The 23,551-nt window shown below is 38.6% G+C and carries 21 protein-coding genes; 11 read left to right on the top strand and 10 right to left on the bottom strand.

Going from position 1 to position 23,551, the window contains the following annotated elements; all coding sequences use genetic code 11:
- The first annotated feature begins 1 nt into the window (after position 1).
- Positions 2-2,074, top strand: a complete 2,073-nt coding sequence (locus LV716_RS09520) for an insulinase family protein (RefSeq protein WP_163417507.1) — start codon at positions 2-4, stop codon at positions 2,072-2,074.
- A gap of 8 nt (positions 2,075-2,082) precedes the next feature.
- On the opposite strand, the gene LV716_RS09515 is transcribed toward LV716_RS09520, so the two are convergent.
- A complete protein-coding gene (locus LV716_RS09515) occupies positions 2,083-2,988 on the bottom strand; it encodes a DMT family transporter (protein ID WP_163417506.1) in 906 nt (301 codons plus the stop codon).
- Between the two features lie 86 nt (positions 2,989-3,074).
- On the opposite strand from LV716_RS09515, the gene LV716_RS09510 reads away from it, so the two are divergent.
- The 5 genes from LV716_RS09510 to LV716_RS09490 all read left to right on the top strand — a co-directional run bounded on the left by LV716_RS09510 (position 3,075) and on the right by LV716_RS09490 (position 8,419).
- The gene (locus tag LV716_RS09510; RefSeq protein ID WP_163417505.1) at positions 3,075-3,449 is read left to right on the top strand and encodes a hypothetical protein; all 375 of its coding nucleotides are present in this window, start codon (positions 3,075-3,077) and stop codon (positions 3,447-3,449) included.
- A gap of 80 nt (positions 3,450-3,529) precedes the next feature.
- Complete coding sequence (locus LV716_RS09505) at positions 3,530-4,549, top strand: transporter (RefSeq protein WP_163417504.1); 1,020 nt, start codon at positions 3,530-3,532, stop codon at positions 4,547-4,549.
- A gap of 3 nt (positions 4,550-4,552) precedes the next feature.
- Positions 4,553-6,949 (top strand): TonB-dependent receptor, encoded by a 2,397-nt coding sequence (locus tag LV716_RS09500; protein ID WP_163417503.1) that lies wholly within the window; start codon positions 4,553-4,555, stop codon positions 6,947-6,949.
- 157 nt (positions 6,950-7,106) lie between these two features.
- Entirely contained in the window at positions 7,107-7,976 is an 870-nt protein-coding gene (locus LV716_RS09495; protein WP_163417502.1) for a DJ-1/PfpI family protein, read from the top strand.
- Positions 7,977-7,999: 23 nt separating this feature from the next.
- On the top strand, positions 8,000-8,419 hold the full coding sequence (locus LV716_RS09490) for a hypothetical protein (protein ID WP_163417501.1): 420 nt from the start codon (positions 8,000-8,002) through the stop codon (positions 8,417-8,419).
- A 2-nt stretch (positions 8,420-8,421) separates the two neighbouring features.
- Here the strand turns inward: LV716_RS09490 and gldD are convergent, their stop codons facing one another.
- From gldD to mutY, 4 genes are read right to left on the bottom strand one after another with little or no spacing between them, the layout of a single operon-like run.
- Positions 8,422-8,979, bottom strand: coding sequence for a gliding motility lipoprotein GldD (gene gldD / locus LV716_RS09485; protein ID WP_163417500.1), 558 nt, complete (start codon positions 8,977-8,979; stop codon positions 8,422-8,424).
- Positions 8,969-10,297, bottom strand: coding sequence for a gliding motility-associated protein GldE (locus tag LV716_RS09480; protein WP_163417499.1), 1,329 nt, complete (start codon positions 10,295-10,297; stop codon positions 8,969-8,971). The genes gldD and LV716_RS09480 overlap by 11 nt, the downstream gene beginning before the upstream one ends.
- 25 nt (positions 10,298-10,322) lie before the next feature.
- Positions 10,323-10,781, bottom strand: coding sequence for a single-stranded DNA-binding protein (locus LV716_RS09475; RefSeq protein ID WP_163417498.1), 459 nt, complete (start codon positions 10,779-10,781; stop codon positions 10,323-10,325).
- A gap of 23 nt (positions 10,782-10,804) precedes the next feature.
- A complete protein-coding gene (mutY, locus tag LV716_RS09470) occupies positions 10,805-11,842 on the bottom strand; it encodes an A/G-specific adenine glycosylase (RefSeq protein WP_163417497.1) in 1,038 nt (345 codons plus the stop codon).
- 122 nt (positions 11,843-11,964) lie between these two features.
- Here mutY and LV716_RS09465 point away from each other — a divergent pair, with 122 nt between their 5' ends.
- From LV716_RS09465 to LV716_RS09450, 4 genes are all read left to right on the top strand, one after another.
- Entirely contained in the window at positions 11,965-12,255 is a 291-nt protein-coding gene (locus LV716_RS09465; RefSeq protein ID WP_036380395.1) for an HU family DNA-binding protein, read from the top strand.
- Between the two features lie 277 nt (positions 12,256-12,532).
- The gene (locus LV716_RS09460) at positions 12,533-14,080 is read left to right on the top strand and encodes a ribonuclease E/G (protein ID WP_163417496.1); all 1,548 of its coding nucleotides are present in this window, start codon (positions 12,533-12,535) and stop codon (positions 14,078-14,080) included.
- 94 nt (positions 14,081-14,174) lie between these two features.
- The gene (locus tag LV716_RS09455; RefSeq protein WP_163417495.1) at positions 14,175-14,936 is read left to right on the top strand and encodes a DUF3667 domain-containing protein; all 762 of its coding nucleotides are present in this window, start codon (positions 14,175-14,177) and stop codon (positions 14,934-14,936) included.
- Positions 14,936-15,406 (top strand): regulatory protein RecX, encoded by a 471-nt coding sequence (locus LV716_RS09450; RefSeq protein ID WP_163417494.1) that lies wholly within the window; start codon positions 14,936-14,938, stop codon positions 15,404-15,406. The genes LV716_RS09455 and LV716_RS09450 overlap by 1 nt, the downstream gene beginning before the upstream one ends.
- 74 nt (positions 15,407-15,480) lie before the next feature.
- Here the strand turns inward: LV716_RS09450 and LV716_RS09445 are convergent, their stop codons facing one another.
- Positions 15,481-16,203 (bottom strand): hypothetical protein, encoded by a 723-nt coding sequence (locus tag LV716_RS09445; protein WP_163417493.1) that lies wholly within the window; start codon positions 16,201-16,203, stop codon positions 15,481-15,483.
- Between the two features lie 335 nt (positions 16,204-16,538).
- Between LV716_RS09445 and LV716_RS09440 the strand changes: the two genes are divergently transcribed.
- Positions 16,539-19,256, top strand: a complete 2,718-nt coding sequence (locus LV716_RS09440; protein WP_163417492.1) for a phosphoenolpyruvate carboxylase — start codon at positions 16,539-16,541, stop codon at positions 19,254-19,256.
- A 121-nt stretch (positions 19,257-19,377) separates the two neighbouring features.
- Here the strand turns inward: LV716_RS09440 and LV716_RS09435 are convergent, their stop codons facing one another.
- From LV716_RS09435 to LV716_RS09420, 4 genes are all read right to left on the bottom strand, one after another.
- Positions 19,378-20,247, bottom strand: coding sequence for a cupin-like domain-containing protein (locus LV716_RS09435; RefSeq protein WP_163417491.1), 870 nt, complete (start codon positions 20,245-20,247; stop codon positions 19,378-19,380).
- 60 nt (positions 20,248-20,307) lie between these two features.
- On the bottom strand, positions 20,308-21,408 hold the full coding sequence (gene bioB / locus LV716_RS09430; RefSeq protein ID WP_163417490.1) for a biotin synthase BioB: 1,101 nt from the start codon (positions 21,406-21,408) through the stop codon (positions 20,308-20,310).
- 122 nt (positions 21,409-21,530) lie between these two features.
- The gene (locus LV716_RS09425) at positions 21,531-22,967 is read right to left on the bottom strand and encodes a flotillin family protein (protein ID WP_233759097.1); all 1,437 of its coding nucleotides are present in this window, start codon (positions 22,965-22,967) and stop codon (positions 21,531-21,533) included.
- Between the two features lie 4 nt (positions 22,968-22,971).
- A complete protein-coding gene (locus tag LV716_RS09420; RefSeq protein ID WP_163417489.1) occupies positions 22,972-23,550 on the bottom strand; it encodes a hypothetical protein in 579 nt (192 codons plus the stop codon).
- Position 23,551 lies beyond the last annotated feature (1 nt).

The following is a 23,551-nucleotide window of genomic DNA, read 5'->3' as shown; positions in this document are numbered from 1 at the left end:
GATGAAAAAGTATATCATTTTTTCTTTACTGTCCTTTTTCATGACAGTATCGTACGCACAAATAGATAGGTCCAAACAACCAAAACCGGGTCCTGCACCAAAAATCAACTTAAAAGAACCTGTTCGTTTTGATCTTAACAACGGTCTTAAGGTCATGGTCGTAGAGAATCATAAACTCCCACGGGTTTCCATACAACTGACTTTGGACAACCCCCCTATTCTACAGGGTGACAAAGCCGGGGTTTCGGACTTGACCGCTAGCTTGCTAGGTAAAGGGTCAAAATCCATTCCTAAAGACGATTTTTATGAAGAAGTGGATTTCTTGGGAGCAAACATTAACATTGGCGACCAAAGTGCCTTTGCAAGCTGTCTTTCTAAATATTTCCCAAGAATTTTGGAGCTTATGGCCGATGCCGCCTTGAACCCAAACTTTACACAAGAGGAGTTTGATAAAGAGAAAGATAAGCTTATCACAGGAATAAAATCTGAAGAAAAAGACGTTTCTGCAATTGCGAATAGAGTACAATTAGCCTTGGCCTATGGCAAAAATCATCCTTATGGCGAAATGACCACAGAGGAAACCGTAAACAATGTATCATTACAAGATGTAGAACAGTACTACCGTAATAATTTTGTGCCTGCAAATGCCTATTTGGTCGTTTTAGGGGATGTGGAACTTGATAAGGTAAAGGAGCTAGTAACTACCTATTTTACGCCATGGTCCAAAGCTACCCCACCATCCTTTAGTTACACAAAACCTACCGATGCGCAATATACCCAGATAAATTTTGTGGATATGCCCAATGCGGTACAATCCGAAGTATCCGTTCAAAACATTACGAATCTAAAAATGAAGGATGAGGATTATCTTGATGCCCTTTTGGCCAATAGAATCCTTGGAGGAGGTTCGCAAGCAAGGTTGTTCAAAAATCTTAGGGAAGACAAAGGCTATACATATGGTTCGTATTCGTCCATAAGGGACAACAAATACAGCGTAATGCGATTCTCCGCATTTGCACAAGTACGGAATGCCGTAACAGATAGCTCAGTAGTCCAAATTTTAGAAGAAATAGACAAAATAGTAAATGAGCCCGTTACCAATGAAGAACTTGCAAATGCCAAAGCAAAATACGCAGGAAGTTTCGTCATGGCTTTAGAAAAACCAGAAACTATTGCCAATTATGCATTAAATATAGAAACTGAGGATTTACCAAAAGATTTCTACAAAACATATTTAGAAAGGATTGAAGCAGTCACCATTGCCGATGTGCAAAAAGCGGCACAAAAACATCTTTCTACAGATAACACAAGAATAGTAGTTACCGGAAAAGGAAGCGAAGTTTTGGAAAATCTTGAAAAGGTAGAATTCAAAGGCAAAGCCGTTCCCACTCTATTTTATGATGTATATGCGACCAAAACGGAGAAACCAGATTATGAAGCTGATGTTCCAGAAGGGATCACCGTAGAAGCTATCTTAGAAAAATATATAGCGGCCATAGGTGGAAAAGAGAAATTGGAAGGTGTTAGCTCATACGCAATGCTCGCAGAAGCAGAAATGCAAGGAATGAAGTTGGAACTTGAAATGAAGAAAACCACCAAGGACCAGTTTATGCAAGACGTAAAAGTGATGGGCAATTCCATGCAAAAACAAGTTCTCGATGGAGACAAAGGCTATATGGTAGCCCAAGGTCAGAGAAAAGACCTTTCTCCCGAAGAAGTTACCAGAATTAAAGAAGAATCCGCTGCCTTTCCAGAGCTTAATTATTTGTCTGCTGGAAACATAACTTTGGAAGGTGTGGAGCCGGTAAGTGGGAAAAAAGCGTACAAGCTTAAGATAACGGATAAAAAATCTTCTTTTTATGATATGGAAACTGGCTTAAAACTTCAGGAAGTGAATACAGAAGAGGTACAAGGACAGCAAATGATGAATACGCTAGAATATAGTGACTACAAAGAAGTATCTGGCATTAAATTTCCATTCAAGCTATCCCAGACCATGGGGCCTCAAAATTTTGAGTTTATTGTAAAGGAAATCAAAGTAAACGAGGGGGTTTCCGCTTCGGATTTTGAATAAGATTACACTTAATTTTTAAGAGAAGACGTCCTTTGTGGCGTCTTTTTTTTGTTTACGATATAAACCCCTATCAAAATTACCACAGCTGCAAGCAATTGCCTAAACGCAAATTTTTCTCCATCGACGATACCCCAAAAGACACCTACTATCGGAATCAAATAAGTAACGGACACGGAAAAGACCGCAGAAGAAATTTTAACCAGCTTATTGAACATGACCTTTGCAACACAAGTGCCCAAAATACATAGCAAAATAATATACCCCAGAGAACTTAGAAAATAAGGGCCAGAAACCACCTCTTTCTTTAAAAAACCTGAAAAGATCAGAATACAAAGTCCGGGAATAAAAATGACCAAAAAGTTACCTACTGCAATTCCCATAGGCGATACATCCTGCAATTTACTTTTAATGATGTTTGCATTGCACGCATAACAAATAGTGGCTACAACGACCAATCCTGCATACCAATAGTTTTGGTCAGGGTTTATTTCGGTGCCAAAAAAAATGAGAAGTGCCGCTCCTATCAAACCTACGGCAACTCCTATAAATTGATTTTGGGTAAATTTTACACCAAAAATAAACAGTCCTATGAACAGTGTAAAAAGTGGAACTAACGAGTTTAAGATAGAGGCAATACCGCTGTCAATTTCCGTTTCTGCAAAAGCAAATAAAAACATAGGCACAAAACTCCCTATAATACCCGAAACCCCAACCCATGGCCATTCTTTTCTAGAAATGGTCTTTATGGATTTAAATCCTATTATGAAAAGAAAAAGAGCGGCCATAACTATACGAATTGCTCCCAATTGAATTGGGTTAAACCCTTCCAATCCTTTCTTTATCAATATATACGACGTACCCCAAATTATGGAAAGTACGATAAGATAAACCCACTTACGATTTTGTTCTCCCACAGTTTAAAAATAAGCTGCAAAAGTGCAGCTTATTTAAGACTTTTTTATCTTTTATCCTTTAATTTAGCACTGCCTGAACAGCAAAAGTGAAACAAGCGATCATTTATTGGTTTGTACTCCTCTATCTTGTAGCAATGGTCCGTCCCGTTGGTCCAATGTTGGAGTACATTATCTATGAAGATTATATTGCTGAATTTCTTTGCGTAAACAAAGACAAAGTAGAGCTTCAATGTAATGGAAAGTGCTATTTAATGCAACGACTTTCTGAGCAAAACGATGAAAAAAAACAAGGCCTTCCAAAAATTGCTTTAGAAGAATACCCAATAGGTTTTGTTGATTTGTTGTTCTTTAATTCCAATAAGGCACCTATAATTCCAAATCAAAATCACTTTGATTATCAGAATTCCTATACCTACCTATACTGCACCTTTAATTTTCATCCGCCTAGCACGCTTTCCTAAAGTACGCTTTTACAAACATTTTTTAAGGTGATACAACATGAGTTGTAAAACAATCACCTACACTTCAATTTTATAAACCGATGAAAAAATTTATATCGGCCATTTTATTCATGGCCACCGTTGCATTTTATGCACAAGAAACAACTGATGAATCTAAAAAATGGTCAGCAGGAAGGCCTGATGGGCATGCCCCTATCTCAGTAATGGGCGACCATATGCATGGTAAAGGCGAATGGATGTTTTCCTATCGTTACATGTACATGAACATGGATGAGCTAAAACAGGGAAGCAACAATGCCTCTTTTGATGATGCTTTGGCCAATTACATGGTCACTCCAACAAAAATGCCAATGAATATGCACATGTTGGGCGCTATGTATGCACCAAGCGAGAAGATTACTATAATGGCCATGTTCAATTACCTGTCCATGGAAATGGATCATATTACCCAAATGGGCGGAACGTTCACCACCGAAGCAAGCGGTTTTGGGGACATACAACTCTCTGTTTTATACAAGTTCTTCAATAAAAATAAGCAAACACTTCACGGTCAAATAGGATTTTCAATTCCGACGGGAAGTATCACGGAAAGCGATGTCACACCAGCATCGACCCCAAATGAGGTTGAATTACCATATCCTATGCAAATAGGGAGCGGAACAATTGACCCCAATTTGGCACTTACCTATTTAGGTCAAAACGAATCCCTTTCGTGGGGTTCTCAAGTACGGGGAATTTTTCGTTTTGGGGAGAACGATAGGGAATATCGTTACGGAAACCGCTATAGCCTAAATAATTGGTTTGCCGTAAAAGCAAGTGATTGGGTAAGTATCTCGGTACGATTGGAAGGGCTTATTGTTGGCAAAATCGAAGGCGCAGACCCAAATCTAAACCCGGTGATGGTCATTACTGCTGATACCGAAAATTCTGGTGGGGCTTTCATCAATTCTGGAATCGGCGTCAACACCTATGTACCAACTGGCAAACTTAAAAATCTAAGATTCGGTGTTGAGTTTGGATATCCGATATATCAAGATTTGAACGGAATCCAGTTAAGGACCAAAGAGACCATCACTTTTGGAACCCAATACGCGTTTTAGTATATGAGAAATATATCGGTAGTGCTTTTTTCTGTCTTTGCAATTATGATAGGAACTGCACAAACAGCAATAAAGGGAACTGTAAAAGATTCCCAGGGCAATCCCGTTCCTTTGGCAAACATCAAAGTTCTAAATAGTGATTTGGGCACTGCAACGGATAAGGACGGTATATTCTCACTAGAACTTGCAGCTTCCTCAAATACCTTAATTGTATCTGCTATAGGGTATGCTACGCAGTATTTAGTAATTGAAGAAGAGTCAGAAATCAATATTATGTTATTGGAAGCAACCACGGTTTTAGGGGATGTGGTCGTATCTGCTCGAAAACGGGAAGAAACGTTGGTTTCTTCCCCTATTTCGGTAAGTTTCTTGAATAGTAAGGCCATCGAGGACACACAGACTCGCGATTTAGGTGGCCTTACCGCTATAGTACCCAATTATCTGTATCAAGAAGCTGGTGTGCCTTTCCAAGCTATCCAGTCCATTAGGGGAATACAGGTTTTTAGTGAAAACCCAGCAGTAGCAACCTATATCGATGATGTAAACCAACTGGATATTCTTGCCAACGGTTTTGCATTGACAGATATTGAACGTATTGAGGTGCTGAGAGGACCTCAAGGAACTCTATTTGGAAGAAATGCTATGGGCGGTGTCATTAATATCGTTACAAAACAGCCTGGAAATAAGACTGAAGGCTTTGGAGAAATTGGTTTTGGCAACCTCAACTTACAACGACATTCTTTTGGGTTAAGAACACCTTTGATAGCAAACAAATTATTTTTTGGATTTACTGGCTTGTTTCAGGATAGAAATGGGTATTGGGAAAACGATGCTTCCTTGGCTTCTGTTCCCAATCCGTCTTTAGATGGGGAAACAGTGGGCGATTATCGCAACCTATATGGAAATCTTAGTTTAAAATGGCTGGCTTCAAAGAGGCTTACATTTTCTTTGAACGTTAAATCCCAAAAAGATTGGTCCAATGCTTCAGGATTTTTTGTTTCCCAACCCAATGAAGAAATTGCTTTTGAAAATCCCGATAAGATTTATTTGAGCCGATTGGGAAGTCATAACCGAAACATTGTAAACACAGCCTTGGTCGCTAAATACTTTGGTAGAAATCATACACTAAGTTCAATTACCACATACCAAAACATTGTTTTGGCCTTTGAGGACATTGACTTTCCGGGGTTTTTTCATTCATTTGTAGATGGCGAAATTGGAGAAAAACTTCCACCACAGGAAGTATGGAGTCAAGAGTTTAGAATCAATTCTATTGAAACCGATTCCAATTGGCAATACACAGGAGGGCTTTTTGGTTTTACACAAAATGCATTTGAGCCTTCGACCAATATAGCGAATGAGCTTACCGATACAGAAGCTGATTTTTTTCAACTTCCGAGAGGAACTAACCTTATTTCCAAAAATGAAGGCTTCAACAGAGGTTTGGCGGTTTTTGGGGAATTTAGTGTTAAACTAAATGAACAACTTGAATTTACGGGAGGACTACGATACGATTATGAAGAACGTGAAGCTACATTTAACAGTAATATCATTTTTCTAAATGGAGATTTTATCGAACCTAATCCAGAAATTACCGAAAAAGGAGATTATTCAGCAATATCACCAAAAGCTGCAATTTCATTTACGCCTAACGAAAATTCCAACATCTACGCCAGTTATACCCGCGGATTTAGGGCAGGTGGTATAAATGCACAGCGATTGCCAGAAGGTATAGACCAGACGTTTGACCCGGAGTACTCCAATAATTTCGAACTGGGCTATAAAGTTAGTTCACCTGATAATAGATTCAGATTGGGCGCAGCTGCTTTTTACATCGATTGGACAGATATTCAATTCTTCAACTTAATAGCACCTTCGACCTTTGCCCGGGAAAATGTTGGTGATGCAAGGTCTATGGGTTTAGAACTAGAGACATCCTACATACCAGTTAATGGTTTACAGCTCGATGCAAGTTTTGGTTATACAAAAACGGAATATCAAGGTTTTTTACTGAGACGAACAGACCCTGAAAATCAAGAGGAAGTGCTAACCGATATTAGTGGCAATTCGTTGGGCAATACACCAGAGTATACCTTTTTTCTTGGTACCCAATACACAGCAAGCCTTTCAAAAGGATTAAAAGGAACGCTAAGGGGTGAGGTTAGGAGTTTGGGTAATTACTACACTGATATTCAGAACACCTTGGAACAACCCTCCTATACCTTGCTCAATGCTAGGGCTACATTGGAATTTAAAAACTATACATTGGCATTCTGGGGTCAAAACCTTACCGATAAAACCTATCTGGCATTTGGTAACGCAGATACCAGTTTTGGGAGTAGAAATGTACGTACGGCAGCACCGTTAACTTTTGGCAGCACACTTACGTATCGATTTTAAATTAAAAAAAGATGTTTATAAAGTCATTTCTTCTTGTTGTCACCCTGAGCCTGTCGAAGGATCGTTGTGCTCAAACGCATTTCGACAGGCTCAATATGACATTACACATTGCTTTTTAAACATCTCCTATAACAACAACTACAAAAATAAATTCAAAATGAAAAATACATTCTTTATCCTAATGACAATCGTCCTTTTAGGATGCCAAGAAAAAAAACTACCATCAACCGTTTCGGTAAAAGAAGAGATAACAACGCAAAAAAAAGAACGTAATATAAAACCAGATGGCACCCCTTATTCTGATGAAGAATTGCAAAATATGGGACATGCCGAATCCATGGCCGTAATTTATGAAGCTCCAACAGATACTCTGGAAACCATTGGAATTCTGGTTTACGATGGATTTTTCACTCTGGATGCACTGGGTCCGCTATCTGTGTTGAACAGTATGTACCCCACTAAAAAACTTCTCATTGGGCGAGAAAAAGGAACTATCACAAGTAATGATAACGTCAAAATTGAGGTAGATTATGGAATCCAGGATATTGAACAATTGGATATGCTGATAATACCTGGTGGATTTATTCAAACATACCAAGCAACAAAAGACCAAGAGTTATTGGATTGGATTCGTAAAATTGACCAAAACAGTAAATATACCGTGAGCGTATGTACGGGAGCATGGATTTTAGGTGCCGCTGGTCTCCTTAAAGGAAAAAAAGCAACTACCCACTGGTACCGGGCCAATGAAAAATTGGCCGAATATGGAGCAACTTTTGTTAAAGAACGATACATAAATGATGGAAAATACTGGACGAGTGCCGGCGTTTCTGCTGGTATAGATATGAGTCTGGCACTTATGGATAAGATTCTAGGAAGAAACTATGCTGAATTTGTTACATTGAACCTAGAATATGACCCAAAGCCCCCTTTTGAAGGTGGTCACCCTGATAAGACCGACCGTGTAGTGACCATTATGACAGAAAAGATGTTTGATGAGGGGTTAGCACCATACATTGAAAAATAATATTTTTGAAAAAAGAAAATAAGATGAGATACAATTTATTTATAGCCGCCCTTTTGTTTTTTGCACTGAGTTGCAAACAAGGCGAAAAAACATCCAATGAATCAACACAAATGGAACAAGTAATGGCGGTCCACGACGAAGTAATGCCCAAGATGGGAAAATTGGGAAAATTGGTCGGTGAGCTAAAAAGTAAAGTTGATACCACAGAAACGGGACAACAATACGAAGCTGCGATGAAAGATTTACAAAACGCCAATGTAGCCATGATGGATTGGATGAAATCGTTCGGAAGTCGTTTTGATTCTGATGAAATTCTTAATGGCAAAGAACTCACGGAACAGAAACAAAAATGGCTCGATGAAGAGGAAGAAAACGTTAGGGCCCTAAAGGAACAGATAAATTCCAGTATAGAAAGGGCGGAAGTACTGTTAGAGAAGGAGTAACCTTATTTTTTCCAACGCAGTGTTTCCATAATTCTCCTAATGTCTTTTTGCAGATAGATCGCTGCCGGAAGAATAGAATCGTAATTGGGCTTAGCATAGAAATACAGTGACCCGGTCACAAAGTGATCGGTACTATCGGTCACATAAAATTGGGATTGGGACGCTGCATTTCCACTAACTTCATAAAACATGCCGTAGACTCCTTTTTCGGTATTCACAAAAGGTTGTTCTATAATATTATCTGCTTTTACCACATGCTCATAGGATAGCTTTTGCGCATCGGTAAGCAATGTGTTCAGGTTCTCTTTTACAGGTTTATAGGTTATGTAAACAGCGCCGTTCATCATAGGATAGTCTAAAACCAAAGAGCAATCCTTATTCTCCTTGAGCTCGGACAAGTCATTGACCTCAAAAGCATAGGTGCAATCATTCTGAATTTCTTTATATTTTGCCTCGGGATACTCTAATCGTAGCATGGCATTAGGTTTGGGCAAGACCTCATCCTTGCAACCTATTATTGAAGTAAATACAATAAGATATAAAGGCCAATTATGCTTCATGGGGCAATGTTACTTTTATGCGTTTTAATCTTTTTTTATCCATACTCTCCACTACAAACTTATACTCTTCAAATAGAACTTTCTCTCCTAACTTTGGAAAACTTCCCGAAATTTCGAGTACAAATCCAGCAATAGTCTCAGATTCCCCCTTGTTTCCTTCAAAAAGTTCTTCATTTTCAATCTTAACGACACGGTAAAAATCCTTTAGGGTCGTTTTGCCATCAAAAACATAATTATAATCATCCAGTTTGGAGAATATTAAATCCTCGTCATCAAACTCATCGCTGATATCCCCTACGATTTCTTCAATGATATCTTCCAGAGTTACGATTCCAGAGGTTCCGCCATATTCATCGACAACAACAGCCAAATGGTTCTTTTTTTCTTGAAATTCTAACAGTAGATCATCCAGCTTTTTGTTTTCTGGCACAAAATAAGGTTCCCGAATCAGAGACATCCAATTAAAGGTTTTTCGCTCTATATAGGGCAATAAGTCTTTAATGTACAACACTCCAAGAACATTATCCATATTTTCTGCAAAAACAGGAATTCTTGAATAGCCATTTTTCTTGATTTCCTCAATTACTTCAGGAAACTTCATCTCTTCATTGAGTGCAAAAATATCTATTCGGGGACGCATTACCTGTTTAGTGTCGGTATTCCCAAAAGTAACAATGCCTTCCAAGATCTTCTGTTCTTCTTTGGTCGTATCTCCTTCAGAAGCCAGCTCCAATGCCTGGGATAAATGGTCAATACTCAAATTGGATTTTTGTCTTCCCAGCTTTTCTTCAAGATAAAGAGTCGCTGAGCGCATTGGGGCACTTAAAGGTGTAAATACAGTATTCAAAGCCTTTAAGGGGATAGACATAAAGCTTGAAAATTGAAGCCTATTTCTATTGGCGTATATTTTTGGGAGTATTTCCCCAAACATCAAAATTAAAAATGTAGCTACTACGACTTCTAAAAGAAAACGCACAGAAACCACTCCAAACAGCGTTTGATCTATTTCTGAAAAAATTGTGTCCCCAATAGAACTGAACAGCAAAACAACACCGATGTTTATGGCATTGTTCGTAATCAATATAGTAGCCAATAGTTTTTTTGGCTTTTCCAGCAGTTGTACAATGAGTTTTCCTTTTGACGTTTCTTTTTCTTCAAGCTCGTTCAAATCTGTTTGCGAAAGCCCGAACAAGGCTACCTCGGCACCAGAAATTAGTGCAGAACAGCACAGAAGCAAAATAAGAATTGCCACTTTTATTAAAAAGATACTGTCTAAGGTGGTTAAAAAAAATGCCAGACAATAAGGGTCAGGGTCCAAATTTTAAGTACTTTAATCTTAGTGTTTAGAATGGTAAATCATCATCCTGTTCTGTTTCTTCAACAGGTGCAGCACTAGGCGTAGGTTTTGCGGGCTCATTCTGTGGCATTGTTCCAGAACCTTGTTGTGCATTCGCCATACTTTCCTTTTTTGTGGAGAGAAAGGTAAAGTCCTGTACGTGGACTTCGGTAGTATATCTGGTATTACCGTCCTCACCTTGCCATTGTCGGTTTTTCAATCTTCCTTCCAAATATACTTTGTCGCCTTTGCTCAAATATTTTTCACATATTTCCGCAGCTTTATTTCTTATAACTATGTTATGCCAGTCCGTATTCGTAACCCGTTCCCCGGTTTGTTTATTCGTGTAGGTTTCATTGGTGGCCAGTGGAAATCTTGCAATGCAATTTCCACCTTCAAAATAATGGATTTTCACTTCGTCGCCCAAATGCCCGATCAGCATCACTTTGTTCAATGTTCCGCTCATAATTCTTTAATTAATCAAAAGTACTAAATTTTATATGTCTTAATGAAATCTGCAATCAAAACAGGAACAGGAAAAGATATGATATCTCCCCATGAAATACCATCTTTTAATATCTCTTTTGTTTGTAAAATCCAAAATCTGGTATGTAAATGTTGATGGGAAAGCTTATGAACGATAGGCTGTTCGTTATACAATAGCACTTTTGCATAATCCGGAAAGTCATTATGATTGCCTATCTGCTCCTTTAATTCTGAAATATTCATTACGTTATGGGACTCAACAAGCGGAAATTGGTATAAATTCTGCCATATCCCCTTTCCTTTTCGCTGCTCTAGCAATGTTTGTTTCTTATCATCCAAAAAAATCAAATAGTTAAAAAAGCGATTTTTGATTTTAGCATTCTTTAGTTTAACAGGAAGGGCCCCAACTTTGTTTTCCTGTAGGGCCACACAACTATCATTTAAAGGACACAAGAGACAGTATGGCTTTTTGGGAGCACATTGTATGGCACCAAATTCCATTATCCCTTGATTATAGTCCCTAATGTTCTCTGAGTTCATTACATCACGCGCCAATTTCTTAAAATATTTGACCCCTGTCGTACTGTTTATGGGCAAATCCACACCAAAATATCTGGCAAGCACACGATAAACGTTGCCATCCACAACAGGTTCTGGCTCATTAAAGCATATTGAAGCTATTGCACTGGCAGTATAATCCCCCACACCTTTCAGCGATTTAAGCTCCTCATAGGTATTGGGGAAATGACCTCCATGTTCTGTTACGACCATTTTAGCAGTAGCATGCAGGTTTCTTGCCCTAGAATAATATCCCAGGCCCTGCCAAAGCTTTAGTACTTGCTCTTCATCTGCATTTGCCAAGTCATAGACCGTGGGAAAAGCTTCTAAAAATTTATGGTAATAGGGCATGCCCTGTGCAACTCGTGTTTGCTGGAGCATGATTTCCGAAAGCCAAATTTTATAAGGGTCATTCGTTGTTCTCCATGGAAGTTCGCGCTTATGTTGGCCATACCATTTCAAGATTTTTTGGGAAAAAGACATCAAGGAAAATACTATAGGTTAAATGTAGTAGTTTATATACTTAAAATTAAAGGCTTTAAACAAAAGATTAATTTTAATTTTTATATTTGCAAGCCTAAAAAATAAGAAAATAATAATACGAAATGACGAAAGCAGATATTGTAACTAGAATCTCAGAAAAACTAGGTATTGAAAAAGGAGACGTACAAGCAACAGTTGAATCTTTTATGGAGGAGGTAAAATCGTCCTTAGAGAATGGTGATAATGTGTATTTAAGAGGTTTTGGAAGCTTTATCATTAAGACGAGGGCGGAAAAAACCGGAAGAAATATTTCCAAGAATACAACTATTAAAATCCCAGCGCACAATATACCTGCATTTAAACCGGCAAAAGTTTTTGTTGAAGGTGTAAAAAGCAATGTTCAAGTAAAATAATATAATTAACGTAAAAGAAACAACCATATGCCGAGTGGTAAAAAAAGAAAAAGACATAAGGTAGCTACCCACAAGCGTAAAAAGCGCCGTAGAGCTAATCGACACAAGAAAAAGTAGTTGTTACAACTACTTTTTTATTTTCAACACATACGTTCTTTGACATAGAGATTCAAAAAAGAAGAATTTCAATCGGTTTGAAAGAAAACCGATTCTATATATTGTTTAATCATTTATCCCTTTAGTACTATTAATTGGGATAAATTTAAAATCGATTCAGGTGAATAGAGAATTAATCGTAAGATCTAGTCCTGATGCAGTCGATTTTGCCTTACTAAAGGATGGAAAACTAATAGAATTACACAAAGATGAGGATGATAATAATTTCTCCGTAGGGGACATCTTCCTGGCGAAGATAAGAAAACCCGTTACCGGCCTTAATGCGGCATTCGTAAATGTTGGTTATGAAAAAGATGCTTTTCTGCATTATCATGACCTTGGTCCGCAATTATCCTCCATGTTGCAATTCATAAAAAAAGTTAGAACGGGAAAGTTAAAAGACTACTCCCTCAAAGATTTTCCATTTGAAAAAGATATAGACAAGAATGGCAGTATTAACGAAGTTATTAAAGCCAATCAGTCATTATTGGTACAAATTGTAAAAGAACCCATTTCCACCAAAGGACCAAGAATTAGCTCAGAGCTTTCCTTAGCAGGGCGTTACTTGGTAATGGTTCCATTTTCCGACCGTGTTTCCGTATCACAAAAAATAGGGAGCAAGGAAGAAAAAGACAGGCTAATACGACTCGTTAAGAGTATAAAGCCCAAAGGATTTGGCGTTATCATACGTACCGTTGCAGAAGGCAAAAAAGTTGCAGAACTGGACAAAGATCTTCAAGATTTGTCATCTAAGTGGATGACAATGTGCAAGAAATTGCAAAAAGCACCTCATCCGTCCAAAGTGTTGGTAGAGCTCAATAGAGCTTCCTCCATACTTAGGGATGTTTTCAACGATTCCTTTACAGGGATACATGTTGATGATGAGACACTTTATAATCAAATCAAAGATTATTTACATGAAATCGCCCCGCAAAAGGAGTCTATCGTAAAACATTATTCTGGCAAATCGCCCATATTTGAAAAATTTGGGATTGAGCGTCAGATAAAGACTTCCTTCGGAAGAACGGCCTCTATGAGCCGTGGTGCATATCTTGTGATAGAGCATACTGAAGCTTTACATGTAATCGACGTAAACAGTGGCAACCGCTCCAACAAAGCAAAAAACCAAGAAGATACTGCTCTAGAAGTAAATCTATCGGCAGCTTCTGAAATTGCGCGACAGCTTAGGCTTCGTGATATGGGCGGAATCATTGTAGTGGATTTCATTGATATGGTCAAAGGTGACCATAGAAGAAAATTGTTCGACCATCTTAGAGATGAAATGAAGGACGATAGGGCTAAGCACAAAATATTGCCCCCCAGTAAATTTGGACTTGTTCAGATTACCAGACAACGGGTACGTCCAGAAATGAATATCAAGACCAGTGAGGTAAATCCCAATGGCTCGGGTTCAGAAGTAGAAGCTCCTATAGTATTGATAGACAAAATCAATAATGATCTGGAGCGCATTATGAAAGGGAAGCAAAAGAACAATGGCATTGTTCTCAACATACATCCCTTTATTGCAGCCTACCTAACCAAAGGTTTCCCATCTCCACGTTACAAGTGGTTCTTAGAACATAAGAAATGGGTGAAGATTCAACCAAGGGATGCATATACATACCTTGAATATCGTTTTAAAGACAAGGACGGTAAAACAATTAGATAATACCAAAGCGGCACCAGAAATGGTGTCGCTTTTTTTGTTTCAACTAGATTTTCATTTTTTTCGTACATTGAGTTTTGTAGCCAAACCAATTTTAATGCCTCACTGTCTTAATTGTCATGAAACCATTTCTAAAGAGGCATCTTTTTGCTTTCATTGTGGAGCTAGAGTTGTTAAAAACAGAATCACATTAAAAAGAATATTATCCGAAATCGCCGAAACTATCTTTGGATGGGACAATAAATACTTGTTTACGGCCCGATTACTTGTAGTTCGCCCTCATATAGTTCTAGAAGAATATACAAAAGGAGTCCGAAAAAAATATGTGCATCCTTTTACCTATTTGATTATAGGTGCAACTTTGGTCCTGTTTTCGTTTACATTGTTTCTTGATAATTTTATGGAACACCTCCAAGCGTTCAGTGAAAAGATGAAAGATCTCTATGGAGGCGCCCAACTAAAGGATACCCAAAAAGTACAAAGGGAAATCATAGAGTATTTCAATATTACTACACTGATTCTTATTCCTGTTTATTCTTTGTTTACATATTTCATTTATCGCAAAACCTATAACTATGCCGAACATCTAGTGTTCAATTCCTACATTCAAGGCACCAGTTTTATCTTTATCTTTGTTTTCTTTTATATCAGCTTATTAACGCATCCCCTGGTTTACTCTATTACCACATTCATTACGTTTTTTCTTTACATTTACAGCTTCGGTAAATTGTTTAAACTGGACTTGGGAACATCCATTTTAAAATTTTTCTTATTTATCGTTTTGTTCTCTGCTTTTATTATCATTTTGATGGCACTCCTTATTGCCATTGTTTTTTTATTATCCTACTTAAATAACTAATGATCCCTTCAAAAGCTTATTCAGTAACCGAGGCTACCAGAAAACTGGAATCATACTGTGCCTACCAAGAACGTTGTCACAAAGATGTGCATGAAAAATTAAAGGGAATGCGAATGATTCCCGAAGCTATTGACCACATCATATCCCATCTTATTCAGGAAAACTATTTAAATGAAGAACGTTTTGCGAAAAGTTTTGCAAGAGGAAAATTCAATATAAAGAAATGGGGGAGAAACAGAATAATTAACGAACTGAAGTCTCGTCAAATTTCAAAATACAATATAGAAAGTGCTTTAGCCGAAATTGATGATGATATATACCAAAGCACGTTAGACGAACTGGCACAAAAAAGGCTCAACCAAATTACAGAGGCCAATCCCTTAAAAAAGAAAAAGAAACTAGCCGATTATTTACTCTACCGCGGATGGGAAAGTCATTTGGTATACGAAAAACTAAAGGATTTGATTTAAACCAGCAATGAAAAAATTGTGGCAGCATCTAATATCTACATGATATATTATGCTGCTACTTCTATGCTCGCAAGCTATAAAACGAGACTCTTTTTTTCTTCCCTATTATCCATGGTCACCGCATAAAAACTTTGTGGATATACATAGTTACTTTCTTCGGGGCCATGAATCATGATACCTGTTAAGACAGCATAATCGTAAGGCTCCTTCTCGGCCACTTGTATAAGTCTTTCCAAATCCTCTACTATGATCTCGTGGGCTATTTTGGTTATACGCACCAAGTCCGGTTTTTCCCCATATTGAAGTTTCTCAAAAATCTTCGTTTTTAAAATGCTTTGTTCAATATCATCCATATCCAATTGCAAATGCAGCTTTCCATTCCCTATTTCGTCAATAATTGCTTCCAAAGCACCACAGGCGTGGGAAGCCCCTGACCTACCCTCGCGATACACAATACCTATCTCGCCTTTTTCACTTATGGCAATATGGGGCATAGCAATAAAAATATAACGTTCCAAGCCATCAATTATAGGAGCATGGCTCGCCGCTGCTGCAAAACCGGTTTTGCCAAGTGTTAACGAACCGGCCAAACTCGAAAAGTTAAATACCTCACCCCATACAAGGTCGGTTTGATCTAAAAGTGGTTTGGTGATTTCATCTCGACATACACTAACGCAAGCAAAAGTGTTTTCATTTGTAAAACCCAATGGGGTTAGTTTTTCATGGGTTTGATGTATATAATCCTCTAGGGAAATACTCCCGGGAAAATAGTTGTTCAATGTTGTTTCAAAAGTCATTTTTAAAAAAGTATCACTTAATAAATAGCGCTGTTTACAACTTAAAATTATAAAAACCCAAAGTAAAATAGAAGCCAAATTTTGGTTAAAAATGTTAATAAAAACTAGGGATTGAACGCTATTGAAACTTTTTGGACCAGCTTATTGGTATCAGTAAAATTTTCCGACTTGTTGAGCAACTTTCCTTTATTTTAAACCCTTCGTTATGTTTCAAAAAAAAAACATAAAACTGATATACATACATATTAAATCCTGATTGATTAGCTAATTTTATTACATGGAATTTGCTGAGTAAATTCCTATTGGCAAACATCAATTAAACCTTACAATACCCTATGGATAAACAAACACTAGAACTCGAAGGGCTACAAAAAATCAGAACAGATTTTACCTATCTCATAGCTACATTCAAAGAAATGCTGGAATCACTTGGCGAAAATGACTTAGCGGCAATGATTCCACTCGAAAATAATCCATCCCCTAAAAATCAGTCTGGCATTCCAGATGAAAAACTTGCACAGGCGATCGGCATTTGTTTTGAATTACTTAATGCAGTGGAAGAAAACGCAGCCACTCAATTTCGTCGAAAAACAGAAACCCAATTCGGTCTGGAAAGTATTCGTGGGTCATGGGGGGAAACTTTGAAATTATGGAATACCTCTGGGATTAAGGAGCAAGAAATAGCAGACCTATTGCCCAAAATTAAGGTAATGCCCGTACTAACTGCGCATCCTTCAGAAGCAAAACGACTGACCGTATTGGATATACACCGAGAGCTTTATGTACTATTGGTGAAAAACGAAAATCCCCTTTGGTCCACTTCAGAGCGAGCTTTAATAAAACAAGAGATCAAAAGCTTGTTGGAACGTTGGTGGCGCACAGGTGAGATATACCTACAAAAACCAAGATTGGAAGATGAACGCAGTAATGTAATGCACTACTTTGAAAACGTATTCCCAGAAGCTTTGCGTTTAACCGATCAGCGTTTGAACGATGCTTGGGAGTACATGGGTTTTTCCAAAAAACTTCTGGAACGTCCAGAACAATATCCCAACTTAGCGTTTGGAAGTTGGGTAGGTGGAGATAGGGACGGACATCCTTACGTAACTCCAGAATTTACTGCCTCCACTCTTAAACTACATCGACAGTCAGCATTGAAAATTATTAGGAAAGAACTGGTTCAGTTGGCGAAGGAACTCAGTTTTTCAGAATACCTCAATAAGGTTCCATCTGAGTTTCTTGTTGATGTAAACACAAGTGCTAAAAGTTTGGGGGAAGCTGGTCAAAAGGCATTAGCACGAAATGGCTCCGAACCTTTGCGACAGTTTATTAATTTATTGATCGTTCGCCTGGACAATACATTAAACGAACGTTCTGAATTTGGTGAGGAAGGTTATTATCGCCGACCAGAAGGTTTAGCCGCATCGCTTAAAAAACTAAGGGATGTTCTGATCCACTTAGGGGCAAATAGGATAGCTAAAGAATATCTATTGCCAGTTGAACGGGCGATAAGCTGCTTTGGTTTCCATTTGGCCAAACTGGATATTAGACAAAACAGTGCATATCATGAAAAAGCCATTGGCCAGATACTGAAAACAGCTGGCTTCGTAGATTTTGACTATTCCAATTGGGATGAAGAAAAAAGATTATCCTTTATTGATCAAGAATTGCAAAGTAACCGACCATTCCTTATAGCTGGCACTCCATGTGGGCCAGAAGCAGACAACGTGTTGGGATACTTTAGGGAAGTAAAAAACTATGTAGACCTATACGGAACAGATGGTATTGGTTCTGTAATCATCAGCATGACAAGGAGTTTGAGCGATTTACTCGTTGTTTTTCTATTCTTGAGGGAAGTAGGTTTAAAAGATGTAAAATTACCAGTAGTACCACTATTGGAAACTATTGATGACTTGGTAGCTGGTCCTAAAATATTAGAAGCATTTTTGACCCATCCCCTTGTTCAGGAAATGCGAAAGGGCCAAAAGTCATTTGTGCAAGAGGTCATGTTGGGGTATAGTGACAGTAATAAGGATGGTGGTATATTGACCAGTAGATGGACTATATATAAGGCTGAGGAAAAGCTCACGGAATTAAGTAATCGCCTTGGGGTTCAACTTCGTTTTTTTCATGGACGCGGGGGAACCATAAGTAGAGGTGGTGGAAAAATCCATCGATTTTTGGAAAGCATGCCAGCAGGTTCTATGAGCGGACAAATTAAAATGACCGTACAAGGGGAAACCATTGCCAATCAATTTGCAAATCGTTTAAATGCCTGTTACAATCTAGAAATGATGATTTCCGGTACGGCTAGGCAGGCAATGATAGCTGTGGATAAGGATAAAGATGAAAAATTATATGACATCATGGACCGTCTTGTAGAAATGTCCAGAAGTAATTACAGACAATTGTTGGACCATCCCAAGTTTATAGAATTCTACAGTCAAGCTACTCCCATAGATGTATTGGAACAAAGTAAGATTGGTTCAAGACCTGCACGGAGAACTGGGCAGAGAACACTGAATGATCTGCGCTCCATACCGTGGGTATTCAGTTGGAACCAATCAAGATTCAATCTTAGCGGATGGTTTGGAACCGGTGCAGCTCTTGGTAAGTTTGAAGAACAATATCCTGAAGATTTTGAACGCTTAAAAACTGCAGCAGAAGAATGGCCCTTCTTAAAGTATGGGTTGATTCAAATTGAGACCAATCTGTTAAGTTCAAATACGGAAATCATGAAGGAGTTTGCAAATCTGGTTCAAGATTCCACCGTAAGAACCGAATTGATGACCCTTATTTTAACCGATTACGATACGTGCTTAAAACAAGTCGGAAATCTATTGGGTTCATCATTGGAAAAACGTAGAGTCTCCAAACTAGAAAACAACAAGCTCAGAAAAGAGGCACTAAAGGTGTTGCACATGATTCAGATACAATCGCTTGGAACATGGCGCAAACAAAGAGAAAACGAAAAACAAGAGGATAGTCAATTGTTATTAATGCTTTTATTGTTAGTGAATGCATTATCTGGCGGCTTAAAAAGTACTGGTTAAGATAGAATTCTGTCAGTATATTGCCCCTGTAATAAAGTCTTTGGGTATCGTTATCCATATATTCGATACCCAGAGTTTTTGTTTTATATAAGCAAGAACGAGTCTAACAACATTCAAAACTCTACTTTTTTATGAGTAGACTATGTGTACGTTTTATGGCTTTTTCATTTTTCCAATCTATCCACTTTTGACCCTTCATTCTTCGCATTAGATTATCGAAGTGCCGCATAAAAAAAATATTATAAACGGCCCTGGTAAAGTTCTTGGGTTTTCTGGCAATGGCTCGCAAGCTCATTGAGAAGCCTGGGCTTATGTATTTCATATGATGCCAGTAACCCTCTGGTATGTATAGAACGCTGCCATGCTCCAACTGTGTAACATGTCCTTTGGCATTCTTCAATGCAGGCCATTTTTCTAAATCGGGATTTGCAAAATCTATGTCTTCCCGTGTTATGAGCGAATGTGGAATCTTGTACAAGAACTTGGTTTCCGATTGTGGAAAAAGTATACATTGCTTTTCTCCTTCAAAATGAAAATGGAAAATATTCGCCAAATCAATATCATAATGCATAAATGTATGGGAATTGCTTCCACCAAAGAAGAGCATGGGCAATCCTTTCATTAGTCGCAATCCAAAGTTTGGATAGCTAAAATCTTTTTGAAGCTGCGGAACTTCCTTTATAACATTCCAAAGAAAGATGCGGTACTTTGTAGGTTTACTTTTTAACAAGTCGATATAATCCCGCATTTTCATGGTTGCATGGGGTTCATTAAAACCTTCATCATGCTTTACAGGTCTATCATCATAAAGTGGAACCATCTTTTCACCTGCAACCTGCTTAATATACTCTAGGTTCCATTTGGAGTACGCGGGCCAATCTTCAATAAAATCTTCGATTACCACAGGCCTCTGGGGCTTGAAGTACTTAGCAACAAACTCTTTCTTCGAAAGGGTCTTTACACGAGGAATTTGTTCAAGGTTAAGTTCCAAAATTTCAGGTATTTTGAAACTATAAAATTACTAAAAGGTTTTTAAATTGTATTCCTAAGGTTACTCCTTTGGAACTAATTTAGCCTTTTGTTTGGCTTCTTCGTTACGCTCTATCTTATGTCCCGGGCGTGACCACTTGGGTTTTTCGCCCAAAGCTTGGAACTGGGAATCAGAGGCTTCAACCGTTTTGGGCTGGGAAACTTTCTCAAAAGGTTTTTGAGGTTTTAGCCCCAATAGTCCAAACATTTCCATATCCTCGTTTACATCTGGGTTGGGAGTCGTCAACAATTTATCCCCAGCAAAAATGGAATTGGCTCCGGCAAAGAAACACATGGCTTGTCCCTCTCTGCTCATTTCAGTTCTTCCTGCAGATAATCTAACCTGTGTTTTAGGAATTACAATACGCGTGGTTGCTACCATACGAATCATTTCCCAAATTGAAATAGGCTCTATATCTTCCATGGGAGTTCCTTCTACGGCAACCAATGCATTTATGGGAACAGATTCGGGTTGAGGATTGAGCGAAGCTAACGCAACCAACATTCCGGCGCGATCCTCCAACTTTTCTCCCATACCTATAATGCCCCCGCTACAAACGGTCACATTACTCTTGCGAACATTGTCGATGGTATCTAGGCGATCTTCAAAAGCACGTGTCGAGATAACGTCCTTGTAATAGTCTTCGGAGGTATCCAAATTGTGGTTATACGCGTACAATCCTGCTTCTGCCAAGCGATTTGCCTGATTCTCGGTCAACATGCCCAACGTACAGCATACTTCCATATCCAGCTTATTAATGGTACGCACCATCTCCAAGACCTGATCAAACTCAGGGCCATCCTTAACGTTACGCCATGCAGCGCCCATACAAACTCTTGAACTCCCCGATGCCTTGGCCCTAAGTGCCTGCGCCTTTACATGGGGTACAGTCATTAAGTCGTTCTCATCTATATCTGTATGATACCTTGCGGCTTGCGGACAATACCCGCAATCCTCCGAACATCCTCCTGTCTTTATGGAAATTAAAGTAGAAACCTGAACCGTATTGGGATCATGGTACTTACGATGTACGGTTGCTGCATCGTATAGCAACTCCATTAACGGTTTATTGTATATCTCAAGTATTTCTTCTTTGGTCCAATTATGTCTTAATTCGCTCATATGGTAAGGCTCTATCTATTTTCAAAAATAGGTGTTATTACTAAAAGACTACAATTTTAAGTTCTTAAAAAAAGAAAGGCAATGATAATTATCATCGCCTTATCTGCCAGTTTTGCAAGAATTTATTCTGATGTATCCTTTTTTTCTGAAGTGGGTTTGTTTTCCTCTTTATCCGACATTTCAGTGGTATCCTTCCCTTTTAAGTACTCGGGAAGCTGCATTCCTGCCATATTGAACATGTCCTGCAATGGTGGTACGGACTTATACATACCTGAGATAAAATTAGCCGTTGAGTTTTTACCATCTTCGGTCTTAGCGCCAGAATCCCAAACCGTGACCTTGTCAATTTTGATATTCTTGATGGCTTCCGCCTGTTTCTCGACCAATTCTGGTAATTTGTCCGCAATCAATAGAAGTACTGCATCTTTTGGATTATCTCCAGCGGCCTGTACAATCTTGTCCAAACCTTCCGCTTGTTTGGTCAATACCTCAAAAATACCTTTTGCCTCAGCTTGGGCCTTAAAAAGAATTGCATCGGCTTCCCCTTTTGCTTTTCTACGAATCATTTCAGCTTCAGCTTCGGCATCGATTTCAACTTTCTTTTTATCTATTTCAGCAGGTACAACAATATCTGCCATTTGAGAACTACGCTCTCTTTCAGCCCTTGCAACTTCAGCATCTTTTTCTGCGGCATAGGATTCTTCAAGGGCTTTTGCCGCTTGTACTTTTTCGGCTGCGATTGCGGTACGTTCTGCTTCTGCCTCGCGCTGTCTACGCAATGAGTCTGAGTTGGCTACATCGATTTTAGCAATATTCTCTCCTTCTACAGCCTTTGCATTTGCAGCGGCCACTTGGGTACGTTCATCCTGTACTGCATTTGCCTCACCAATAGATCCATCCCTATTTTTTTCGGCTACTGACTTACGTGCAGCATTTATGGCGTGGGCCGCAGCTTCTTTACCCAAAGCTTCTATATATCCCGACTCATCTACGATATCGGTAATGTTTACGTTGATCAGTTTAAGACCTACTTTCTTTAATTCAGATTCTACACTCTGCGAAATATTGGACAAAAATTTATCCCTATCTGAATTAATTTCTTCAATATCCATAGAAGCGACGACCAAACGCAACTGACCAAAAATGATTTCTTTGGCCAACTCTTGTACTTCTTGCATGCCCAAACCTAAAAGCCGCTCAGCTGCATTCTGCATAACCCCAGGTTCTGTAGAAATACCTATGGTGAACCTTGAAGGTACATTTACCCTAATGTTCTGTCTACTCAAGGCATTTGCCAAATCAACTTCAATGGAAATAGGCGTTAAATCCAAAAATTCATAATCTTGGATAACGGGCCAGATAAAAGCGGCACCACCGTGAATACATTTAGCCGAGTTGCCCGAGCCTACCTTTCCATATACCACTAGAATACGGTCGGACGGACATCTTTTATACCTTCTGATAAAGGAAATGATGATGATAAAGAAAAATAGTACGGCAAAACCAATACCCAACAATGAGGCGCTTCCTCCCATTTGCATTTGTAATAATAGTAACATTTGGTTATTTATTTAAAAGTTCAACAATCAATATTCCGTTCGCGGTAATCTCTTTTACCTTGACCACATTACTTTGGACAAGGTCAGTATCCTCATCGGTCAATGCTTCCAGTTCACGCAAGGTTCCCTGTACATTGATACTCACTTTACCTATTTTGGACCTGTTCGCCCCAACGGTCAAATACACCTCCCCGATTTGGTTTAAGGCATTTTTGAGTTTTAACGTTCCGCTACTTTGCATCTTGCTCAAATAATAAAATAAAGATGCCATAAGAAACATCATCAACAATCCAAAAAAGATGGATATGACCACGGTTACACCTTTGGACAACCCACCATCGATACAGGCAATTCCGGACCATCCAAAAATGGTGAAAAATCCCATAAGGTTTTTAATGGAAAGAAATTGAAAAGATATTCCGCCGTCTGCATCGATATCAGCATCAACATCACCACTAAGGTCATCTACTTCTCCACCGATGAATGTCATGATAACAAAAATCACCAAAACAACAGAACCTGTAATGGCAATGATCCAATAGATTTTTTCAAATAAAGTCAACGCGGCAAACCAGTTTTCCATA

Origin of the sequence: Flagellimonas sp. HMM57 (genome assembly GCF_021390175.1) — a bacterium.
In the GTDB taxonomy this organism is placed as follows: Bacteria; Bacteroidota; Bacteroidia; order Flavobacteriales; family Flavobacteriaceae; genus Flagellimonas.
This window is presented reverse-complemented; position numbering and strand designations above follow the sequence as displayed.

What these genes read in the sequence shown, in the direction of transcription:
- LV716_RS09445 (WP_163417493.1), bottom strand. Translation starts at nt 16,203, where the DNA reads ATGACTTTTGAAACAACATTGAACAACTATTTTCCCGGGAGTATTTCC.
- LV716_RS09520 (WP_163417507.1), top strand. Translation starts at nt 2, where the DNA reads ATGAAAAAGTATATCATTTTTTCTTTACTGTCCTTTTTCATGACAGTA.
- LV716_RS09490 (WP_163417501.1), top strand. Translation starts at nt 8,000, where the DNA reads ATGAGATACAATTTATTTATAGCCGCCCTTTTGTTTTTTGCACTGAGT.
- LV716_RS09455 (WP_163417495.1), top strand. Translation starts at nt 14,175, where the DNA reads ATGCCTCACTGTCTTAATTGTCATGAAACCATTTCTAAAGAGGCATCT.
- LV716_RS09500 (WP_163417503.1), top strand. Translation starts at nt 4,553, where the DNA reads ATGAGAAATATATCGGTAGTGCTTTTTTCTGTCTTTGCAATTATGATA.
- LV716_RS09425 (WP_233759097.1), bottom strand. Translation starts at nt 22,967, where the DNA reads ATGTTACTATTATTACAAATGCAAATGGGAGGAAGCGCCTCATTGTTG.
- LV716_RS09475 (WP_163417498.1), bottom strand. Translation starts at nt 10,781, where the DNA reads ATGAGCGGAACATTGAACAAAGTGATGCTGATCGGGCATTTGGGCGAC.
- LV716_RS09495 (WP_163417502.1), top strand. Translation starts at nt 7,107, where the DNA reads ATGAAAAATACATTCTTTATCCTAATGACAATCGTCCTTTTAGGATGC.
- gldD (WP_163417500.1), bottom strand. Translation starts at nt 8,979, where the DNA reads ATGAAGCATAATTGGCCTTTATATCTTATTGTATTTACTTCAATAATA.
- bioB (WP_163417490.1), bottom strand. Translation starts at nt 21,408, where the DNA reads ATGAGCGAATTAAGACATAATTGGACCAAAGAAGAAATACTTGAGATA.
- LV716_RS09440 (WP_163417492.1), top strand. Translation starts at nt 16,539, where the DNA reads ATGGATAAACAAACACTAGAACTCGAAGGGCTACAAAAAATCAGAACA.
- LV716_RS09450 (WP_163417494.1), top strand. Translation starts at nt 14,936, where the DNA reads ATGATCCCTTCAAAAGCTTATTCAGTAACCGAGGCTACCAGAAAACTG.
- LV716_RS09505 (WP_163417504.1), top strand. Translation starts at nt 3,530, where the DNA reads ATGAAAAAATTTATATCGGCCATTTTATTCATGGCCACCGTTGCATTT.
- LV716_RS09420 (WP_163417489.1), bottom strand. Translation starts at nt 23,550, where the DNA reads ATGGAAAACTGGTTTGCCGCGTTGACTTTATTTGAAAAAATCTATTGG.
- mutY (WP_163417497.1), bottom strand. Translation starts at nt 11,842, where the DNA reads ATGTCTTTTTCCCAAAAAATCTTGAAATGGTATGGCCAACATAAGCGC.
- LV716_RS09465 (WP_036380395.1), top strand. Translation starts at nt 11,965, where the DNA reads ATGACGAAAGCAGATATTGTAACTAGAATCTCAGAAAAACTAGGTATT.